Origin of the sequence: Amycolatopsis sp. NPDC048633 (assembly GCF_040650695.1) — a bacterium.
Taxonomy (GTDB): domain Bacteria; phylum Actinomycetota; class Actinomycetes; order Mycobacteriales; family Pseudonocardiaceae; genus Amycolatopsis.
Genome location: NZ_JBEZHS010000001.1, coordinates 1111946 through 1132196, shown reverse-complemented (window position 1 = coordinate 1132196; position 20251 = coordinate 1111946). Strand labels below are relative to the sequence as shown.

Genomic DNA, 20251 nt, shown 5'->3' with positions numbered 1-20251 from the left:
GGCCTCCGCTACCCGGACCCCCGAAAGCATAAAGTTGACTCTCCCCCTACTGGAGAGTTCATCATGCGTCTTGTGGGCACCACCGCGACCTTCACCATCGGCGAGCTGGCCAAGCGGACCGGCCTGCCGGTCAAGACCATCCGCTTCTATTCGGACGAGGGCCTGCTGCCCCCGACCGAGCGGACGGACGCCGGGTACCGGCTCTACGACGCGGCGGCGATGGCCCGGCTCGAGCTGGTCCGCACGCTGCGGGAGCTGGGCCTGGGCCTCGCCGACGTCTCCGCGGCCTTGACGCAGTCGGCGACGGTCGGCGAGCTGGCGACCCGGCACGTCGAAGCGCTGGACGAGCAGATCCGGCGGCTGCGGCTGCGCCGGGCGGTGCTGCGCGCGGTGGCCAAGCGTGATTCCGAGCTGGAGGAAGTGAAACTGATGAACCGTCTCGCGTCGATGTCCGACGAAGAGCGCAAACGGCTGGTCGACGAGTTCTGGGACGAGATGGTTTCGGGGCTGGAGATCGACGAAGAGTTCTACCGGCGCATGCGCGCGGGCAAGCCGGAGCTGCCCGACGACCCGTCGCCCGAGCAGCTCGAGGCCTGGATCGAGTTCGCCGAGCTCGTGCAGGACCCGGACTTCCGGGCGCTGATCCGCGGCATGAGCGAAACCCAGTCCCAGCAGATCCGCGACGGCGAGTTCCAGCAGCCGGCCGACGCCTGGCAGCAGAACTGGCCGGGCTGGGTCTCCCGCGCGGAAGCGGCCGTGGCGGCCGGCGATTCGCCCACGTCGGAGGTGGGGCAAACGCTTGCGGCGGAAGTCGCGGCGGCGACGGCCCGCCCCGACCAGGACCCGTCGTCGGCGGAGTTCCGCACGGAGATGGCGGACCGGTTCGCGACGAGCGGCGACCCGCGGGCCGAGCGCTACTGGCAGCTGCTGGCGATCATCAACGGCTGGCCCCCGGTCCCGACGGCCCAGCCGGCGGTCGGGTTCATGATCGCGGCCCTGCGCGGCTGACCGGCCCGAACGTCATGAACGACCCTTTCATGCCACCGGACGGCTTGAAAGGGTCGTTCACCGCATTCGCCGAACCAAGACGGCAGCTCGGCGATCGGCGGGCGCCGGGGGCTTGACTTGCTCAGGGCTTGCTCAGCGCAGGGCGAGGTCGGTACGACGGACCGTAGCGACCTCGTCCGCCGGGCGGGCGGCCAGCAGCGCGGCGATCGGGCCGTGCCCCGGCAGCACCGCGGCCGGCTCGATCTCCGCCCACGGCACCAGCACGCTCGCGCGGTCCGGCGTCCCGGGGTGCGGCAGCAGCAGCTCCGGGTCATCGGACGTCACGCCGTCGACCGTGACCACGTCGACGTCCAGCGTCCGCGGGCCCCAGCGCAGCTCGCGCACCCGGCCCGCCGCCCGCTCGGCCGCCTGGCCCGTGCGCAGCCACGCCCAGTGGTCGCGCGCCGGGTCGTCGACGACGCAGACCGCGTTCAGGAAGTCCGGCTGGTCCTCGACGCCCCACGCCTTGGTCTCGTACACGCTCGACACCGCGACCAGCGCGGGCCGCACCGCGTCGAGGGCCAGCTCCAGGAAGCCGAGCCGGTCGCCGAGGTTGGCGCCGAGGGAGAGGACCGCCCGGCTCATCGGTCGCGCCGGACCGTGACGGCCACGTCGTCGAACGTCAGCGGGATCGGGGCCGACGGCTTGTGCACCGTCACCTCGACCGCGCCGAGCCGCTCGTCGCGCAGCACCTCGTCGGCGATCTTGCCCGCGACGCTCTCGATGAGGTCGTACGGCTCGCCCGCGACGATCCCCGCCGCCAGCTCGGCCAGCTCGCCGTAGTGCAGGGTCTTGGCCAGGTCGTCCGACGCGGCGGCCGGCCCGAGGTCCAGCCACACCGTGATGTCGACGACGAACTCCTGCCCGTCCCGCTTCTCGTGCTCGAACACGCCGTGGCGGCCGAACACGCGCAGGCCGGTCAGCGTGATCCGGTCAGACATCCGGCGAACCCTTCCACCAAGCGGCGGCCACGGCGACCGCGTCCAGCGACGCCCCGACCTCGTGCACCCGCACGCCCCACGCCCCCGCGGCCGCGGCCAGCGCGGAGATGGCGGCGGTGGCGTCCTCGCGGCCGTCCGGCGGACGCGGCGTGCCGTCCTTTTCGGACAGCAGGCGGCCGAGAAACCGTTTTCGCGAAGCGCCGACGAGCACCGGGAAGCCCAGCGAAAGCAGCGAATCCAGCCCGCGCAGCAACGCCCAGTCGTGCTCGGCGTTCTTCGCGAAGCCCAGCCCGGGATCCAGCACGATCGCGCTCTCGGCGACGCCCGCCGCCAGCGCTTCGTCCACTCTGGACAGCAGCTCGGCGCGGACGTCGGCGACGACGTCTTCGTACTCGGCGAGGGTCTGCATGTCCCTGCTGTGCCCACGCCAGTGCATCAGCACCCACGGCACGCCGGAGTCCGCGGCGACGCGCGCCATGTCCGGATCGGCCAGCCCACCCGAGACGTCGTTGATCACCTTCGCGCCGGCGTCGAGCGCCGCGGCGGCGACGGCGGCACGTGTCGTGTCGACCGACAGCTGGATGCCTTCACCGGCGAGCGTCCGGATCACGGGGATGATGCGCTTCAGCTCGGTGCCGGCGTCCACCCGGGCCGCACCCGGCCGGGTCGACTCGCCACCGACGTCGATCAGGTCGGCCCCGCGCGCCCACATCTCGCGGGCGTGCTCCAGCGCCTGGTCGAGCCCGAGGTACCGGCCACCGTCCGAAAAGGAATCGGGCGTCACGTTCAGCACGCCCATCACGACGCACCGGCCGGGAGCGGGAAGCCCCACGCTCACCGGCGCGCCCTGATCAGGTCGAGCGCCTCCGCCCGGGAAGAGGCGGAGTTCTTCAGCTGCCCCCGCACCGCGGAGGTGGTCGTGCGGGCGCCGGGCTTCCGGATACCGCGCATGGCCATGCAGAGGTGCTCGGCCTCGATCACGACGATGACGCCACGCGGCTCGAGCTTCCGCACGATGGCGTCGGCGACCTGGGAGGTCAGGCGCTCCTGGACTTGGGGGCGCTTCGCGTAGAGGTCGACGAGCCGGGCGAGCTTGGAGAGCCCGGTGACCTTGCCGCCGGCGTTCGGGATGTACCCGACGTGCGCGACGCCGTGGAAGGGCACCAGGTGGTGTTCACAGCTGCTGTACATCGGGATGTCCGTGACCAGCACGAGTTCCTCGTGGGACTCGTCGAACGTGCGGTCCAGCACCGAGTCCGGCTCGGTGTACAGCCCGGCGAACATCTCCTGGTACGCGCGGGCCACCCGGGCGGGGGTCTCCTTCAGACCGTCCCGCTCCGGGTCTTCGCCGCACGCCAAGAGGAGCTCGCGGATCGCCTTCTCCGCCCGGTCGTGGTCGAAGACCGGGCGGTCGGCGTCATTGGGGCTTCTCTGGTCCATCCACGTCACGACGCTCCCCCTCGCTCTGCTGGTTGCCGGCTTGGTCGGCGAACCAGCCGTGCTCGCGAGCGCGTTCGTCACCACCGGGCCGCCACGACTGGCCCGGCTGACCGCCCGGCGAGGTCGCGGGCGTCCAGCCCGGAGGGGCACCGTAGTTCGGGGGGCCGCTCTGGCCCGCCGGACCGCCTGGGTAGCCGCCGACCTGCTGGCCGTGGTTTTGCGGCCAGTGCGCCGTGCCGTTGGGACCCCCACCGTTCGGGCCGCCGTAAGAACGGCCGCCGTTCGGGTAGGCACCCGGAGGCGGCGGAGCGTACGGGTTGGCGTTGGGGTCCGGTGCCGACGTCGGGTACGGCGGGCCACCGGGCAGGTCGCCCGCGCCCTGGGCGGTGCCGACCGGAGTCGGCTCCGGCTTCAGGACCGGCTTCTCCTTCTCCGGCGGGGGCCACGGCTCGCCGCGCTCGATCGCCAGCTCGCCCGGGGTCTTGATCGGCGGCTTGTCCGACGGCGTCCGCTCACCGAACTCGTTGAACACGGTGATGTGCGGGCGCTTCTCGACCGTCGCGAAGATCCGCTCCAGGTCCTTGCGGGTCAGCGTCTCCTTCTCGAGGAGTTCGATGACCAGCTCGTCGAGCACGTCGCGGTAGGTGTTGAGCACGTGCCACGCCTCGGTGTGCGCGGTCTCGATGAGCTTGCGCACCTCCTCGTCGATCTCGTGCGCCACCTCGAGCGAGTAGTCCGCCTGACGGCCGGCCGAGCGGCCCAGGAACGGGTCGCCCTGCTCCTGGCCGTACTTGACCGCGCCCAGGCGGGCACTCATGCCGTACTCGGTGACCATCGCGCGGGCGATCTTCGTCGCCTGCTCGATGTCCGAGGACGCGCCGGTGGTGGGCTCGTGGAAGACGAGCTCCTCCGCCGTGCGGCCACCCATCGCGAAGACCAGCCGCCCGATCATCTCGGAGCGGGTCATCAGGTCCTTGTCGTCCTCCGGGACGAGCAGCGCGTGCCCGCCCGTGCGGCCGCGCGGCAGGATGGTCAGCTTGTAGACCGGTTCGATGTCCGGCATCGCCCACGCGGCGAGCGCGTGCCCGCCCTCGTGGTAAGCCGTGATCTTCTTCTCCTTCTCGGAGATGATCCGGCTTTTGCGGGCGGGGCCGCCGACGACGCGGTCGACGGACTCCTCCAGCTCGACCTCACTGATCACGTGCCCGTTCTTGCGGGCGGTGAGCAGCGCGGCCTCGTTCAGCACGTTGGCCAGGTCGGCGCCGGACATGCCGACGGTCCGCTTGGCCAGGCTGCCCATGTCAGTGCCCTGGGCGATCGGCTTGCCTTTGGAGTGCACCTCGAGGATCGCGCGACGGCCACGCATGTCGGGCGCGGACACCGGGATCTGCCGGTCGAACCGGCCGGGACGCAGCAGCGCGGGGTCGAGGATGTCGGGCCGGTTGGTCGCCGCGATCAGGATGATGCCGCCGCGGGCGTCGAAGCCGTCCATCTCGACGAGCAGCTGGTTCAGCGTCTGCTCGCGCTCGTCGTGACCACCGCCGAGGCCGGCGCCGCGCTGGCGGCCGACCGCGTCGATCTCGTCGACGAAGATGATGCACGGCGCGTTCTGCTTGGCCTGTTCGAACAGGTCGCGGACACGCGACGCACCGACACCGACGAACATCTCGACGAAGTCCGAGCCGGAGATCGTGTAGAACGGCACGCCGGCCTCGCCGGCGACAGCCCGCGCGAGCAGCGTCTTGCCGGTACCGGGTGGCCCGTAGAGCAGGACGCCCTTCGGGATCTTCGCGCCGAGCGCCTGATATCGCGCCGGGTTCTGCAGGAAGTCCTTGATCTCGTACAGCTCTTCGACGGCCTCGTCGGCACCCGCGACGTCCCCGAAGGTCGTCTTGGGCATGTCCTTGTTCAGCTGCTTGGCCTTGGACTTGCCGAAGTTGAGGACGCGGTTGCCGCCGCCCTGCGAGTTGTTCATCATCCACATCAGCAGGCCCAGCACGAGGGCGAGCGGGATGGCGAAGATGAGGATCTGCGTCAGCACGCCCTGCTGGGTCACCTTGGTGGTGAACTTGATCGGCTGGCCGCCGGTCTTGGCCGCGGTCAGCGAGTCGTAGATCGGGCGGGTGGCATCCGCCGGATACTGCGAAATGATCTGGGTGACCTGCTGGCCGTCGACGTCGATGGGCTTGGCCAGCAGCAGTTTGAGCTGCTGTTCCTTGTCCTCGAGGCTGGCTTCCTTGACGTTGTTCGAGGAGATCTGGGAGTTCGCCACCGAGATGGGTGCCTGGGTGTACCCACGATCACTGTCGAAGATCGTGTTGTACGCGAACAACGCCAGCAACCCCGCGACGATCCACAGCAGTGGGTTCCTGAGCACGCTCTTCCGGTTCATACGACTCGGCCCTGGTGGCCTCGACCCTCCCTGGTTGGGCGGCTCCTGTGATACCCGCCATCACGATCTTGACAACCCGTGGTGCCTGGACACCTGTCCCATCAGGGTACCGTCCGCTGCCGCGTTCATCCCCTGTGAGCCTCTCGCAGGTCAACGGGCGATACCGCGCCCGGGTTCCCGGCCGGTGTCCTCACCCGTCACGCTATCGCGTGCCGTCGGACACACTGTTCACCATCTCGCCCAGCCGGGTCCGCAGGGTGGCCGGGTCGGCGGGGGCCACGGTGACCCACTCGCGACCGTCCGTACCTGCGCGGGAGAGGCTGAGGTAGCGCCCGGTCGCGGTGTCGAACCAGGCCAGCACCCGGGACCGCTGCTTGGCCCCGACCTGCGAACGGCTGTTCGCTGCCAGCTGACCGCCGCACTGCCGCGGCTGCCCGGAGATGCGGCCGTAAGCCTCCCGCGGGTCGGCCGTGACGCGTTCGCTGAGCGGTGTCCGGCGCGCCTTCCCCCGCTCCTCGACCGGGCTCGAAGGCAGGGACACGGGCACCCGGATCGGCGCGGTGCGCAGCGCGTCGTCCAGCGGAAGTGTGACCGACGCCTCGCTCCCGCGCGGGCCGGCCGGGAGCACCCCGACGACGGCGGAGACCAGGCCGTCCGGGGGGACGTCCCGCAGCCAGATGCCGTCGGCGTCCTGGACCGCGAGGACGCCCTTGGTGTCATCGGCCGCCGCGAGGACGCCGATGGTGGGCGCCTCGAACCGCGGGATGTGCAGGGCGTCGATGGTCAGCGGGGCGAAGGCCAGCAGGTGCAGCGCGTCCTCGATCGGCGGCGCGAGCCTGCCGCGCGGTTCGCGGATGCCGCGGGCCTTCAGCTCGGCGTCGACGCGGTGGCGCAGCGAGAAGCGCTCGTCTTCGGTCGCGCCGTGCGACCGCACCAGCAGCGGGTACGGCAGCTCCCCGACCTGCGCCGACTCCCAGAGGAAGTCGAACGCCGGCGGCGAGAAGAACTCTTGCATCACTACTCTCCCGGATCCGACTCTTGCTCAGCGTAGCCCGCACCACCGACAAAAAGTGATCATCGGCCGAGCACGCTCGGAGAAGCCGGAGCCCGATCTTGGCAGAGACCGTCCGGGCACGGGACGGTGAGGCCGGGCGGACGAGCCGGGATCCCGGCGCAGTCGCCTCGGCGCTGCCATGAGGGTGCCCCTCATGGCTCTCGCGCGGGAGTCAGACCGTGCTGGTCGTCGACGCTCCCGCGAGCATCTCGCCGAGCCGGTGGCGCAGCGTCGCCGCGTCGGCCGGGGCGATCGTGATCCAGTCGCGGCCGTCGCGGCCACGGGTCGCCTGGGTGAAGTAGCGGCCCGTCTCCGTGTCGAACCAGCTCAGCACCGGCGTCCGTGTGCGGCCGCCCATGCGCGAACGCGCGTTGGCGGCGATCTGGCCCCCGCGCAGCCGCGGCTGGGCGTGCAGCTTCGCCAGTGCCTTGCGGTCCTCGTCGGCCGACGAGCGCTCGTCGCCGTTGCCGCGGCGCGAGAGGAAGTCGACGCCGTGGGCCCCGACCAGCTGCTCCAGCGGGACCGTGACCGACTTCTCGGTGCCGCGCGGGGCGCCCGGGAGCAGCGAGACGATCGCGCTCGCCAGCCCGTCCACCGGGCACGGCTGCAGGTGCAGGCCACGCGTGTCCTGCACGGCCAGCAGCCCCTGCCCGCCCAGCACGCCGGCGAGCGCCAGCAGCGGCTCGGCGTCCGGGGCGATCAGCTGGACCGCGTCCAGGCTCAGCTCGGACTGCGCCAGCACGCCGAAGTAGTCCTCGACGTGCGGTTCCGGCCGGCCGCGGCCGTCGGCCAGCCCGCGGGCGACCAGTCCTTCCAACGTGCGCTGACGCAGCAGCGACCGCTCGTCCTCGGTCGCGCCGTGCGAGCGGATGCGCAGCGGGTACGGCAGCTCGCCCAGCCCGGCGGACTCCCACAGGAAGTCCACCTCGACCGGGGTGAGCAGCTCAGCGTTCGGCATCGAGCCACCCCCAAGAGAAACGGGCCGGGCCCGCCGCAGCGTGCCCGGCCCGAAGGAATCAGCGGTCTTCGTCGTCCTCGGACCACGCGCCGATGACCGGCGGCGGGGTCGCCTGGTTCGCACCGAAGGCCGCGTCCGGGTCCGCCTCGATGAGGAACGACGCGTGCGTGTGCTCCTCGTCCTGCTGGCCCTGAGCGCCCTGCGGGGCCATGCCGCCCATGCCGCCCGGGTTCATCGGCGGCGGGGTCTGCCCGCCGATGGTGCCCGCCGACGAGACGAGGCCCTGCTGCGGCGCCTGGGCCGACGCGGCGCTCTGGCCCTGGCCGTCGGCCGAGGCCAGCGACGTCTCGTTCTGGTTCTTCGCGCCGGACCGGTTGCCCTTGCCCAGTGCGCGGGAGGCCAGCGCGCCGAGGCCGCCGGCGGCACCGCCGAGGCCGAGGCCCATGCCGATCTTGCTCAGCGGGTTGCTGCCACCCGGCTGCCCGGCGCCCGGGGCGACCTGGCCCGCGCCGGAGGTCGTACCCGCGCCCGCGCCTGCGACGGAGCCGCCGGCGCCGTCGCTGCCCAGCGTCGCCGCGTCCTGGCCGAAGCCGCCGACACCGGCGCCGTGGACGCCGTTCGGGCCGACTCCCGCGTGCTGCGCGTCGAACGCGCCGCCGTGGCCGCCGAAGCCCGAGGTGCCGGAGGCGAACACCGCGCCGCCCGCGCCGGAGAGGCCCTGCACCGGGCCCATGTTGCCGACGCTGTTGATCCCGTTGAACGACACCGAGTTGTGCGAGCCCGTCGGCTTCATGCCGAGCGACTCCGGGCCGAAGCTCGGGGTCGAGCCGTCGACCTCGCTCATTTGCTGGGTGTAGGTGTTGAAGAACGCGACCTGCTGCGCCTTGACGTCGTTGGCCGCGTCCGCCTGCACCTTCTGGTCGGCGATCAGCGCCGCCGGGCCGCCGGCCAGCGCGGCCGCCATGGCCTGCTTGGGGTCGTAGTCCTTGGGCTTCGGCATCTTCTTGACCTGCTCGGCCGCCGTGGCCTGCCGGGCGAGCCGGTCGGACATCGTGTGCGCGGCCTCGGAGGCCTGCGAGCCCGAGTTGGCGATGGCCACCAGCGCGCCCTGCGCGCCCGCGGCACCCCGGCCGACCCACGCGTTGCCCAGCTCGGAGATCGCGTTGTACAGGTGGTCGGACGCCTGCTTCAGCTCGGTGCCGTGGTGCGACCAGACCTGCCCGGTCGCGCTGGCCGTGCCGGGGTCGTTGTTGTTGACCGCGCCGTCGTACAGCTGCTGGCTGTCCTGCGCGTTCCAGTTCGGCGGGTTCGCGATCGCGCGGTCGCTGCCCATGTCGAAGCCGTCGGAACGGCCGCGGGCGTCCGCGACGATGTTCTGCGACGCCGAGTTGTCCCCGAGCGGGACGAGCGAGCCCGGGTCACCAGAGCCCGGAGTGGTCGACGGCTGGTCACTGTGGTTCGGAGCCATGATTTCGAGTCCCCCTCTGGGCTCAGGCGTTGCGGAACGGGTCGGCCGCGGCCTGGTCGATCTCGTGGTACCGGGACATCGCCGTGACGATGCCCTCTTCGGCGGCGGTGTACTGGTCGAGCAGGTTCTGCAGCGCGGAGGCGTAGGAGTCGTTCCCGCCGTCGGCGCGCTGGACGAACTTCGCGGCCATGGCGTTGCCGACCGGGTTGTCCCCGAGCTTCGGCGGCTGGGCGAGGGTGCCCGCTCCGCTGAGCAGTGCCTCGACCGCGTCCTTGCCGGTGCGGATCTTGTTCAGCACGGTCTGCGCGGCGTCGGGGTCGATTCCGACCTGACCCGCCGCGGCCGCGGCCTTGAAGGCGTTCGCGTCGGCAGCGCTGCTGTTCGCCATCTGAGCTCTCTCCCGTTCCCCCGACCCGGTCACCGCGGGCACGAATGGTCTTCGCATAGGTTAACGCACGTGATCAGAGCCTATGACGCAATCCGCGATGCCGGGGTTCCGCGAATCCGGTCGTTGCGGTGAACGGTCGGTGAACTACGCCGTGTAGACCTTCGGGTCCAGCGTCCCGATGTAGGGCAGGTCGCGGTAGCGCTCGGCGTAGTCCAGGCCGTAGCCCACGACGAACTCGTTGGGGATGTCGAAGCCGATGTACTTCACCGGGACGTCCACCTTGACCGCCTCCGGCTTGCGCAGCAGCGAGACGACCTCGAGCGACGCGGGGTTGCGGCTGGCGAGGTTCTTCAGCAGCCACGACAGCGTCAGGCCGGAGTCGACGATGTCCTCGACGATCAGCACGTCCCGGCCCGCGATGTCGCGGTCGAGGTCCTTGAGGATCCGCACGACGCCGGACGACGACGTCGCCGAGCCGTAGGAGGAGACGGCCATGAATTCCAGCTGCGTCGGCAGCGGCAGCGCGCGGGCGAAGTCGGTCATGAACATGACCGCGCCCTTCAGGACACCCACCAGCAGGAGTTCACCCTGCCCGTTGGCCGGATAGTCGGCGGCGATCTGCGCCGACAGCTCCGTGATCTTGTCCTGGATCTGCTGCTCGGTGACGAGCACGGAGGCGATTTCGCCCTCGTACACGGGTCATTCCCCTCGGGTGGTGGGTTGGGAGATGACGCAGAGCCTGCCACGGCACCGCCGGGCTTCCAAGTTGCCCGGCAACCAGACACCGCCCTGACCACGCCACCGGGCGACGAGGTCATCGACCGCCCGCAGGTGCGCGTCCGTGAGCTCGCGCACACCCGATTGCAGCAGCCACCTGCGGATAACCCGCCGCCGGATCGCCGCGGGTTCGGCCGTGAGGACGCCGACATCCAGCCCTTCGGAGCCGCCCGCGCGGGTGAAGATCATGTCCGCCATTGTGTCCAACGCCTCGCTGTCCTCACGCAGCTGCGCGGCCGTGCGGGCGAGTGCGCCGGCGACGCCGCCGTTGAGGACGTCTTCCAGCAACGGCAGGACTTCGGTGCGCAACCGGACCCGGGTGAAGCGCGCTTCGGCGTTGTGCGGGTCGTCCCAGGGCTCGACGCCGAGCTCGGCGCACGCGGCCCGGGTGGTCGCGCGCGGCACCGCGAGCAGCGGACGGCCCCACGGCGGGTCGTGCGGCCGCATCCCGGCGACGCTGCGCGGGCCGGAGCCGCGGCCGAGCCCGAGCAGGACCGTTTCGGCCTGGTCGTCGAGGGTGTGGCCGAGGAGGACGAGGTCGTGGCCGGCCAGCGCGCGGTAGCGGGCCTTGCGCGCGGCGGCTTCCGGGCCGCCCGGGCCGGTGACGTCGGTCCGGCGCACCTCGGCCTCGTCGGCGCCCAGCGACTTCGCGGCCGCGGCGGCGTCGCGCGCGATCTTCGCCGAGCCCTCCTGCAGGCCGTGGTCGACGACCAGCGCGCGGACGCGGTGGCCGCGGTGGTGCCCGACGTACGCCGTGGCCTCGGCGAGCGCGAGGGAGTCGGCGCCGCCGGAGACCGCGACGCACAGCTCAGGCGGGGCCTCGACGGTCTCCAGGAACGCACGGACCGCCCGCCGGACGGCCGCGACCGCCGTCCCGGTCATCCGTGCAGGCGCCGGACCCACGCGGCCGGGTCGGCGATCTCGGCGCGCGAAGGCAGGGTGTTCGGCGACCGCCAGACGGCGTTGAACCCCTCCATGCCGACGGCGTCCACGACGTACTTCGTGAACTTCGCGCCTTCTTCGTACTGACGGATCTTCGCGTCGACGCCGAGCAGCGCGCGCAGCAGCCGGTCGAAGACGCCGCCGCCCTTGCGCCGGGCGGTGAACCGCGCGCGGATCGTGTCGACGCTCGGCACGACCTGCGGGCCGACGGCGTCCATCACGAAGTCCGCGTGGCCTTCCAGGAGCGTCGAGAGCGCCAGCAGCCGGTCGAAGACCGCGCGCTCCTTCGGCGACTGGAGCAGCTCGGCGAGGTTCAGCTTCGGCCCCTGCTTGATCGCCTCGGGGAGCCGGCCGACCAGGTCGGCGAGGCTGTCGCTGCCGCCGCCGGCGAGCCCGGCGACGAGCCGCTCGACCTCGTCGGCGAAGTAGTCGCGCAGCCAGGTGACCGCGGTGAACTGGAGCCGGTGGGTGCACTCGTGCAGGCAGACCCAGAGCCGGAAGTCGTGGCCCGGCACGTCCATCGCGCGCTCGGCGGCGACGACGTTCGGCGCGACCAGCAGCAGCCGGCCTTCCCGGTCGGGGCCGCCGAAGGGGTCGTACTGGCCGAGCACGCGGCTGGCCAGGAACGCGAGCACCAGCCCGGTCTGCACGCCGGCACCGCCGGCCAGGATCGGCCCGAACGGCCCGCCCTGCTGCGGCAGCGCCCGCCCGGTCAGCGCGTCGAGCCCGGCCGCGGCCGAGCGCACCCAGCCGGGGCGGTCGACGACCTCGCCGGGCAGCAGCGGCAGGTCGAGGCCCAGGTTCGTGAGCTGCCGGACGTGCCCCTCGGCCTCCATGGTCAGCTCGCGCAGGTCGGTGACGGCCGCTTCGGCCTCTTCGCGCGGGACCTGCGGGCCGCCGCGCACCAGCAGCGCGCCGGTCTGCGCGGCGAGCGCCCAGTCGACCATGGGCCGGGTCTCGGTTTCCTGACTCACCCTTCCGACGCTACCTGCCCCGGGCGGGTTTCCGGCCACGATCTTCGTACGGTTCGGCGTCCGCGGTCACGAGCACCCGCACTTGCGGAGGCTCGTGGCGAGGGCGTCGATGGCGTCCCGGCCCGGCTGCTGGTCGGAGCCGTTGGACATGAACGCGAACACCAGCACCCGGCCGTCCTGGTCGAGGACCAGACCGGCGAGCGTGTTGACGCCGGTGAGCGTGCCCGTCTTCGCCCGCACCCAGCCGCGGCCGGCCTGCGACGCGGACGTTTCGAACCGCTTGTCGGCGAGGGTGCCGGAGCCGCCGGCCACCGGGAGGCCGGCCAGCATCGCGCGCAGCTTGGCGGTGTTCGGGTTCTTGCCCTCCGGCGCCGCCGCGGCCGCCATGAGCTGGGTCAGCAGCTTCGCCGGGATCTTGTTCTCCGTCGAGATGCCGCTGCCGTCGGACAGCTTGACGCCGGCGACGTCGAAGCCGGCGTCCTTGAGCACCTTGATGGTCGCCGCGGCACCGCCGGCGAAGGTCGCCTCCTGGCCGGTGGCCAGCGCCACGTGCCGGGCGAGGGCCTCGGCGAGGACGTCGTCGGACAGCTCCATCGTGTCGGAGACCAGCTCGGTCAGCGGCGCCGACTTGACCTCCGCGAGCACCTTGGCGTCCTTCGGCGCGGCCGCCTGGCCGCCGGGCGAGGCGCTGAGCTTCGACGCGATCGTCGACGCCAGCACGCTGCCCGCGTTGGGCACGCGCATCGAGTTGTTGTTCTTCGGGTCCTGGCGCCCGGCGTCGGCCATCACCGAGCCGATCTGGGTGGCGAACGTCGAGGGTGCGTCGCCCGCGGCCCAGCCCGGCGCGGTCGTCGCGCCCTTGAACAGGCTCAGGTCGACCTGCACCTTCTTGACGTTCGGGTTGGCCTTCTTCACCTGCGCGACGAGGTCGTCGACGTGCGCGGCGCCCGGGTACAGCGGCGATTCGGTGCCCAGCGGCAGCGCGGTGAGGGTGACGTCGCCGCCGCCGACCAGGATCGCCGTGCCCGGGTCGGCACCCTGGACGATCTTCGTCGAGAACCGCGTGTTCGGGTCCATCGCGAGCAGCGCGGCCGCGGTGGTCAGCACCTTCGTCGTCGACGCGGGGGTCACCGCCGCCGACGCGCTGTGGTCCCAGAGCGTGGTGCCGCTGACCGGGTCGACGACGCTGCCGTTGAGCTGGCCGAGCGCGCTGTTCCCGGCCGGGCCGGTCAGCACGGACTTGACGCCGTTCGCGGTCGGCGCCTGCCCGGCCGTGTCCGGCCCCTGCAGCTGACGCGTGGCCGCGACCGGGTCCGGGCTGTCGCCCTTCGGCGCGTTCGGCGCCCACGGCAGGCCGAGGCGGTTCGACACCTTCGGCATCGCGGCGGCCACCCCGCCGCCGGCCAGCAGCAGCAGGACGACCACGACGAGGGCGATGATCTTGCCCTTGCGCCGCTTCTTCGGCGGCTCACCGGCGGTCGCGGGCTCGGCCGGGGGCGGCGGTTCCGCGGGCGGCTCGGTGCGCGGTTGCGGCTGCTGCTGGAAGGCCGCGGGGAACTGGGTGGGCCGCTCGATCCCGACGGTCGCCTCGGCGTCGAACCGCTGCCCGTCCGGCTCGATCCGCATCGGCCGGGCCAGCGACCCGGCGGACGCCGGCGGGACGATCCCGCGCGGGGGCTCCGGCGGCAGGCCGGGACGGCGGCCGTCCGGTTCGGCGACGCGGTTGTCCGGCACGTCCAGGCGTTGCGCCCAGGGCGCCTCGGCGCGCTGCTGGAAGTCCTGCCGCGGCTGCGGCGGCTCCGGGTGCTTCAGCTGCTCTTCGCGGCGCTGCTGCTCCTCGCGCCAGAGCTGCAGCTCTTCCCGCCAAGGCTGCGCTTCGGGCTTGTCGGGCTGGGGCTCGCCGGGACGATCCGGCTTGTCACCGGGCCAGACGTCGCGCTCCACGGGCACCCACGGCGTCTTCCGCCGGGTATCCGGCTTCTCCTCGGGCGCCTCCGCCTCGATGTACTGGGTGCTCTCCCCGACCGGCGTCTCGGGCTCCTGCTCCGCCTCGATGTATTGAGTGCTCTCCCCGACCGGCGCTTCGGGCTTGAGCTCGGCCTGCTTCACCTGGATGTACTGAGTGCTCTCCGCGACCGGAGTCGGCGCCGGCTCGGGTTCGGGCTCGGCCGGCTTCGGCTTCGAGCCGCGCGAGCCGAGCCGGTCGGCCAGGTCCTGCTTGGCCGTGGTCGGCGGGGGCGGCGGCTCCTCCTCGGCGGGCGCGTTCAAGCCCGGGATCGGCTCGGGCTCGACGTTCGCCGCGAACCACGATCCCTTCGGCGGCTCACTGCCTGTGACCTTGGGCACGCCGGACCCCTCCGCGGGGCTCGCCGGCGGGTCGGGCAGCGACATCGGCGTGGTCTTCCGCGCGCCGGACGACGAGCGGTCTTCGTCCGACGAAGGCCACATCGGCTGGTCGTTTTCCGGCACCCACCACTCCTTCTCACCTGCCCCGGAAGGGGCCAAGCTCACATGCCAGGTGGCCGACATCGATGCGACCGCGAGGCAGGGCGTAGTCCACACTAGGAGACGTCAAGACCGTCATTAAGGTTGCCGCCCGCGACGTGCGGGCACGCCCAGATCCAAAAGAAGCAGTGAGGACGCCGTGGAGTTCGACGTCACGATCGAAATCCCCAAAGGGGAGCGCAACAAGTACGAGGTCGACCACAAGACCGGCCGCATCAAGCTGGACCGGACCCTGTTCACGGCCACGCAGTACCCGGCCGACTACGGCTTCATCGACGACACCCTCGGCCAGGACGGCGACCCCCTGGACGTGATGGTGCTCGTGCAGGAGCCCACCTTCCCCGGGTGCCTGATCCGCTGCCGCGCGATCGGCATGTTCCGGATGACCGACGAGAAGGGCCCGGACGACAAGGTCATCGCCGTTCCGTCGAACGACCCGCGCCTCGAGCACCTGCGCGACATCCACCACATGAACGAGTTCCACCGCCTGGAGATCCAGCACTTCTTCGAGGTCTACAAGGACCTGGAGCCCGGCAAGAGCGTCGAAGGCTCGTCCTGGGTCGGCCGCACCGAGGCCGAGGCCGAGATCGGCCGCTCGTACGAGCGCGAGACCGACCGCCTGGCCAAGGAGAAGGCCGACGGCGGCGCCGCTCACTGAGCCCGCAAATGCCGTGAGGGGCACCTTCAGGGATTCGATGTCCCTGAAGGTGCCCCTCACGGCGTTTCAGCGGGTCAGTGAGCCAAGGCCAGGGCCGGGGCGGCCTCCGCTTCGGCGTCCGCGCGCTGTTCCATTGCCGACTTGTCCGAGAGCGGCTTCTCCTTGAGGAACCACACCAGGGCGAAGCCGACGGTCAGCACGATCCCGCCGACCAGGAACACCGTGCTCATCGACTCGGCGAAGCCCTGCAGGATCGGCCGGGCCAGCGTCGGGTCGAGCGAGGACAGGAACGACGTGTCGTTGACGTCCAGGCCGCTCTTCATCTGCTGCGCGAACTCCGGGTGCTGGGCCAGCGCCGACACGTAGGCCGGCGTGGTCATCGCCGAGCGGATGGCGTTCGCGATCTTGTCGCCGACCGTGCCGAACAGGATCGACAGGAACACCGCGGTGCCCGCCGTGCCGCCGATCTGCCGGAAGAACGTCGCCGCCGAGGTGGCGACGCCGATGTCCTGCGGCCGGACGTCGTTGGTCGCGGCCAGCACCAGCGTCTGCATCGAGGCGCCGAGGCCGAGGCCGATCACGAAGGCGATCACCATGACCAGGTTGAGCGAGGTGTCGACGGTGATCGTCGACAGCGCGAACAGCGCCGCCGCCATCAGGCCGATCCCGGCCACCGCGAACATCTTGTAGCGCCCGGTCTTGGAGATCAGGCGGCCGCTGGTCAGGCTGGCGATCATGATGCCGAGCGTCAGCGGGAGCATCTGCAGGCCGGCCTGGGTCGGCGTCGCGCCCTTGACGATCTGCAGGTAGAGCGGCAGCGACATCATCGCGCCGAACATCCCGGCACCCTGCACGACGGTGACCAGCGTGGCCATCCGGAACACGGGCCGCTTGAACAGGCGCAGAGGCAGCAGGGCGGCGTCGCCCATGCGGCGTTCGATCCAGACGAAGGCGGCCACACCCAGCCCGCCGACGACGTACATCGCGATCGAAGCGGCCGAACCCCAGCCCCACTCACGGCCCTGCTCGGCGACGATCAGCAGCGGCACCAGGCCGGTGGCCAGCGCGACGGCACCCCAGTAGTCGACCTTCTGGTCGACGCGGGTGTGCGGGAGGTTGAGGACCTTGGTGACGACGACCAGCGCGGCGAGCGCGATCGGGACGTTGACCAGGAAGACCCAGCGCCAGCCGGTGATGCCGGCGAAGGTGTCGATGCCGGCGAAGAAGCCGCCGACGACCGGGCCCGCGACGCTCGAGATGCCGAAGACGGCCATGAAGTAGCCCTGGTACTTGCTGCGCTCACGCGGCGCGGTGATGTCGGTGATGATCGCCAGCGCGAGGGACATCAGGCCACCGGCGCCGAGGCCCTGGAACGCGCGGAACGCGGCCAGCTCGTACATCGACGTCGCCATGCCGCTGGCCAGCGAGCCGACCAGGAACAGCGAGATCGCCGTCAGGTACATGGGCTTGCGGCCGTAGAGGTCGGACAGCTTGCCGTACAGCGGCGTCGAAAGGGTGGCGGTGATCAGGTACGCCGTGGTGGCCCAGGCCTGCAGCGAAAGGCCGTGGAGCTCGTCGGCGATGGTGCGCATCGACGACGACACGATGGTCTGGTCGAGCGCGGCGAGGAACATGCCGAGCATCAGCCCGGACAGGATGGTCAGGATCTGGCGGTGGGACAGTTTGCCGTTCGTAGCGGCTGCTCCTTCCGCCGTGGTGGTGTCGCTCATGGTGGTCTCCCTCGGAAAGCTTCGCCGTAGTTGCTTGTACCTCTCAACTACTTGTCTTGGCCAAGTATTCCTCGGAAGCTTGTATGATGCAATCAAGTTTCCTGTGAGCCGCGTCTCCACACCCGGACGCGCCGAAGGCCACCTCCGAGCTGCGGAAGTGGCCTTCGGCGGACGAGGTCAGGCGGAGTAACCCGGGATCGGGAACGGCGCCAGGAACTCGCGGATCTCCGCGGCGATCGAGTCGAGCGAGGACTCGTCGGCCGCCGCGGCCGCCGTCACCGTGCGGTCGATCCAGTCCGCCACCTGCACCTGGTGCTCGGGCCGCAGACCGCGCGTCGTGATCGCGGACGTGCCGAGCCGGATGCCGGACGGGTCGAACGGCTTGCGCGGGTCGAACGGCACCGTGTTGTAGTTCAGCTCGATGCCCGCGCGGTCCAGCGCCTGCGCGGCCGGCTTGCCCGCGACCGCCTTGTTCGTCAGGTCGATCAGCAGCAGGTGGTTGTCCGTGCCGCCGGAGACCAGGTCGTACCCGCGTGCGAGCAGCGCGTCGGCCAGCGCGCGGGCGTTCGCGACGATCGTGTGCGCGTAGTCGCTGAAGTCCGGGCGTTGCGCTTCGCCCAGCGCGACGGCGATGGCCGCCGTCGTGTGGTTGTGCGGGCCGCCCTGCAGCCCCGGGAACACCGCCTTGTCGACGGCCTTCGCGTGCGAAGCGTCCGAAAGGATCATCGCGCCGCGCGGGCCGCGCAGGGTCTTGTGCGTCGTCGTCGTGATCACCTGCGCGTGCCCGACCGGCGACGGGTGCGCGCCCCCCGCGACCAGGCCCGCGATGTGCGCGATGTCGGCGACGAGCACCGCGTCCACCTCGCGCGCGATCTCGGCGAACGCCGGGAAGTCGATCGTGCGAGGGATCGCCGTGCCGCCGGCGAAGATCAGCTTCGGCCGGTGCTCACGCGCAAGGTCGCGCACCTGGTCGAGGTCGACGCGGCCGGTTTCCTTCGCGACGCCGTAGCGCACCGGGGTGAACCACTTGCCGGTCGCGGAGACGCTCCAGCCGTGCGTGAGGTGGCCGCCGTCCGGCAGCGCCATGCCGAGGACGGTGTCGCCGGGCTGCGCGAAGGCCAGGTACACGGCCAAGTTCGCCGGAGACCCGGAGTACGGCTGGACGTTCGCGTGGTCGGCGCCGAACACGGCCTTCGCGCGCTCGATGGCGAGCAGCTCGACCTGGTCGATGAACTGCTGGCCCTCGTAGTAGCGCTTGCCCGCGTACCCCTCGGAGTACTTGTTGGTGAGCACGGTGCCGGTCGCTTCGAGCACGGCCTGCGAGACGTAGTTCTCCGACGCGATCAGGCGGATCTTGTCGTGCTGGCGCTTGGCTTCGTCCTCGACGAGCCCGGCGATCGCGGGGTCGGCGGCGGCGAGGGCGTTCAGTTTCGGCTGGTGTGTCATGGCGTACTCCGGCTCTGGAGTGGCCTTCACCCAGGCGCGCGGTGCCGGCCTCGTCGTCGCTTCCCGGTGGTGCTCCACCTCGATGGCGCCAGTCGCTGCTGCAGGGGAAGAGCCTAGTCCACGGCGCTGGAGGCTCGACGGTGTTCGGCGCACCACTTGCGGGTGCAGCCCGAGGTGCGGTCGCAGAACGGCCGGGCGCAGGTCGCGCAGCGCTTCACCCGCCGCCAGCCGCCGACCGTGACGAGCTCCGCGAGTCCCGCGGCCCCGGCCGCCAGCTCGCTCTCACTCATCAGCGACGTCACGTAGACGATCCGCCAAGCCGCGCCCGTGTCGACGAGCCGCGGCCGCGCCCCGGCCTCCGCCAGCACGGCGTTGAGGCGGCGCGCGGCCGCGCGCTCGTCGGGCAGCTGCGCGGCGATCCCGCACAGCGCGGGGTTTCCCTTGCGCAGCAGCCGTTCCGCCACCCCGAGCTCGGGGTCGAGCGCGTGGAACGGCGGCACGACCGCGTGCTTGCGCACGTCAGTCGACGACCACGACGCCCATGGACCGGGCCGTGCCCGCGATCGTGCGCATCGCCATCTCGACGTCCGGGGTGTTGAGGTCCGGCAGCTTGCGTTCGGCGATCTCGCGCAGCTGGTCCTTCGTGATCTTCCCCGCGACCTCGTGCCCGGGTCGTGAAGAACCCTTGTTCCCCAACGCCTTCTTGATGAGGAACGCCGTCGGCGGTGTCTTGAGCCGCAGCGCGAACGAGTGGTCTTCGAACACCGAGACGACGACCGGCACGATGTCGCCGCGCTGGGCCGCCGTCGCCGCGTCGTAGGCCTTCTTGATCTCGACGAGGTTGACCCCGGTCTGCCCCAGCATCTTGCCGAGGTCGACGACCGGGGCGTTGCCCGCGGACAGTTCCAGGGTGACCTGGTGGGTGAGTTTCTTCGGAGCCATGCCCCGAAGCTAGAGTCTCCAGCTACTGGAGAGTCAACTTCAATCCAGGGCTTCGATGCCAGCCTTGTGCCGCTTCGCCAGGTCTTGGTAGACGGGCGCGTTGTGCTCCACCCACATCCGCGCGGAGTCGGTGAGCGGCACGAACTTCTTGGCCGGGCTGCCCATCGCGACGACCTCGGACGGCACCTCGGTCCCCGGCGTCACGGTGGCACCGGCCGCGACCAGCGTCCGCTCGCCGATCTTCGCGTCGTCCAGGATCGTGGAGCCGTTCCCGATCAGGGCCTGCTCGCCGACGGTGCAGTCGTGCACCAGGCACTGGTGGCCGACGGTGGCGTTCTTGCCGATCTCGCACACCTTGCCGACGTTGACGTGCACGACGGAGTTGTCCTGGATGTTGGCACCCTCCCGGACGACGATCTTGCCGAAATCGGCGCGCAGCACGGCGCCGTACCAGACCGAGGCGTCCTTCTCGACGACGACGTCGCCGATGAGCGTGGCGGTGGGCGCGATCCAGGCGTCCGGGTGGACCTGCGGGCTGAGCCCTTCGAACGAGAACAGAGGCATGCCCGCACCTTAAACGACGTAACAC

Annotated in this window: 20 protein-coding genes; 2 read left to right on the top strand and 18 right to left on the bottom strand. The window is 71.4% G+C overall.

What is annotated here, in order from left to right; all coding sequences use genetic code 11:
- The first annotated feature begins 72 nt into the window (after positions 1-72).
- On the top strand, positions 73-1008 hold the full coding sequence (locus AB0C38_RS05710; protein ID WP_360666936.1) for a MerR family transcriptional regulator: 936 nt from the start codon (positions 73-75) through the stop codon (positions 1006-1008).
- 132 nt (positions 1009-1140) lie between these two features.
- Here AB0C38_RS05710 and folK read toward each other — a convergent pair whose 3' ends face one another.
- From folK to dacB, 13 genes are all read right to left on the bottom strand, one after another.
- Positions 1141-1632, bottom strand: coding sequence for a 2-amino-4-hydroxy-6-hydroxymethyldihydropteridine diphosphokinase (folK, locus tag AB0C38_RS05705; RefSeq protein ID WP_360666933.1), 492 nt, complete (start codon positions 1630-1632; stop codon positions 1141-1143).
- A complete protein-coding gene (gene folB, locus AB0C38_RS05700) occupies positions 1629-1988 on the bottom strand; it encodes a dihydroneopterin aldolase (RefSeq protein WP_360666930.1) in 360 nt (119 codons plus the stop codon). Before folB ends, folK begins: the two co-directional genes overlap by 4 nt.
- A complete protein-coding gene (folP, locus tag AB0C38_RS05695; protein WP_360667534.1) occupies positions 1981-2787 on the bottom strand; it encodes a dihydropteroate synthase in 807 nt (268 codons plus the stop codon). Before folP ends, folB begins: the two co-directional genes overlap by 8 nt.
- A 35-nt stretch (positions 2788-2822) precedes the next feature.
- Positions 2823-3428 (bottom strand): GTP cyclohydrolase I FolE, encoded by a 606-nt coding sequence (gene folE / locus AB0C38_RS05690; RefSeq protein WP_360666927.1) that lies wholly within the window; start codon positions 3426-3428, stop codon positions 2823-2825.
- The gene (ftsH, locus tag AB0C38_RS05685) at positions 3406-5820 is read right to left on the bottom strand and encodes an ATP-dependent zinc metalloprotease FtsH (RefSeq protein ID WP_360666924.1); all 2415 of its coding nucleotides are present in this window, start codon (positions 5818-5820) and stop codon (positions 3406-3408) included. The genes folE and ftsH overlap by 23 nt, the downstream gene beginning before the upstream one ends.
- Positions 5821-6022: 202 nt before the next feature.
- The gene (locus AB0C38_RS05680) at positions 6023-6838 is read right to left on the bottom strand and encodes an ESX secretion-associated protein EspG (RefSeq protein WP_360666921.1); all 816 of its coding nucleotides are present in this window, start codon (positions 6836-6838) and stop codon (positions 6023-6025) included.
- 208 nt (positions 6839-7046) lie between these two features.
- The gene (locus AB0C38_RS05675; RefSeq protein WP_360666918.1) at positions 7047-7832 is read right to left on the bottom strand and encodes an ESX secretion-associated protein EspG; all 786 of its coding nucleotides are present in this window, start codon (positions 7830-7832) and stop codon (positions 7047-7049) included.
- Between the two features lie 58 nt (positions 7833-7890).
- The gene (locus AB0C38_RS05670) at positions 7891-9300 is read right to left on the bottom strand and encodes a hypothetical protein (RefSeq protein WP_360666915.1); all 1410 of its coding nucleotides are present in this window, start codon (positions 9298-9300) and stop codon (positions 7891-7893) included.
- A 22-nt stretch (positions 9301-9322) separates the two neighbouring features.
- Positions 9323-9688 (bottom strand): hypothetical protein, encoded by a 366-nt coding sequence (locus tag AB0C38_RS05665; RefSeq protein WP_285477115.1) that lies wholly within the window; start codon positions 9686-9688, stop codon positions 9323-9325.
- Between the two features lie 144 nt (positions 9689-9832).
- Positions 9833-10384: a hypoxanthine phosphoribosyltransferase gene (gene hpt, locus AB0C38_RS05660; RefSeq protein WP_360666911.1), complete on the bottom strand. Its 552-nt coding sequence runs from the start codon at positions 10382-10384 to the stop codon at positions 9833-9835.
- A gap of 3 nt (positions 10385-10387) precedes the next feature.
- Entirely contained in the window at positions 10388-11347 is a 960-nt protein-coding gene (tilS, locus tag AB0C38_RS05655; protein ID WP_360666909.1) for a tRNA lysidine(34) synthetase TilS, read from the bottom strand.
- Positions 11344-12354, bottom strand: a complete 1011-nt coding sequence (locus AB0C38_RS05650) for a zinc-dependent metalloprotease (protein WP_360667531.1) — start codon at positions 12352-12354, stop codon at positions 11344-11346. Before AB0C38_RS05650 ends, tilS begins: the two co-directional genes overlap by 4 nt.
- Before the next feature lie 93 nt (positions 12355-12447).
- Positions 12448-14850: a D-alanyl-D-alanine carboxypeptidase/D-alanyl-D-alanine-endopeptidase gene (gene dacB, locus AB0C38_RS05645; protein WP_360666906.1), complete on the bottom strand. Its 2403-nt coding sequence runs from the start codon at positions 14848-14850 to the stop codon at positions 12448-12450.
- A 175-nt stretch (positions 14851-15025) separates the two neighbouring features.
- On the opposite strand from dacB, the gene AB0C38_RS05640 reads away from it, so the two are divergent.
- Positions 15026-15544 carry an inorganic diphosphatase gene (locus tag AB0C38_RS05640; protein WP_360666903.1) on the top strand — a complete coding sequence of 173 codons (519 nt, stop codon included), beginning with the start codon at positions 15026-15028 and terminating at the stop codon, positions 15542-15544.
- A 74-nt stretch (positions 15545-15618) separates the two neighbouring features.
- Here AB0C38_RS05640 and AB0C38_RS05635 read toward each other — a convergent pair whose 3' ends face one another.
- From AB0C38_RS05635 to AB0C38_RS05615, 5 genes are all read right to left on the bottom strand, one after another.
- Positions 15619-17274: an MDR family MFS transporter gene (locus AB0C38_RS05635; RefSeq protein WP_360666900.1), complete on the bottom strand. Its 1656-nt coding sequence runs from the start codon at positions 17272-17274 to the stop codon at positions 15619-15621.
- Positions 17275-17451: 177 nt separating this feature from the next.
- A complete protein-coding gene (gene glyA, locus AB0C38_RS05630) occupies positions 17452-18720 on the bottom strand; it encodes a serine hydroxymethyltransferase (protein WP_360666897.1) in 1269 nt (422 codons plus the stop codon).
- A gap of 113 nt (positions 18721-18833) precedes the next feature.
- Entirely contained in the window at positions 18834-19238 is a 405-nt protein-coding gene (locus tag AB0C38_RS05625) for a hypothetical protein (protein ID WP_360666894.1), read from the bottom strand.
- A gap of 1 nt (position 19239) precedes the next feature.
- Positions 19240-19662 carry a 50S ribosomal protein L11 gene (locus AB0C38_RS05620; RefSeq protein WP_360666892.1) on the bottom strand — a complete coding sequence of 141 codons (423 nt, stop codon included), beginning with the start codon at positions 19660-19662 and terminating at the stop codon, positions 19240-19242.
- 39 nt (positions 19663-19701) lie between these two features.
- Positions 19702-20226: a gamma carbonic anhydrase family protein gene (locus tag AB0C38_RS05615; RefSeq protein ID WP_360666889.1), complete on the bottom strand. Its 525-nt coding sequence runs from the start codon at positions 20224-20226 to the stop codon at positions 19702-19704.
- Between the last annotated feature and the right edge of the window lie 25 nt (positions 20227-20251).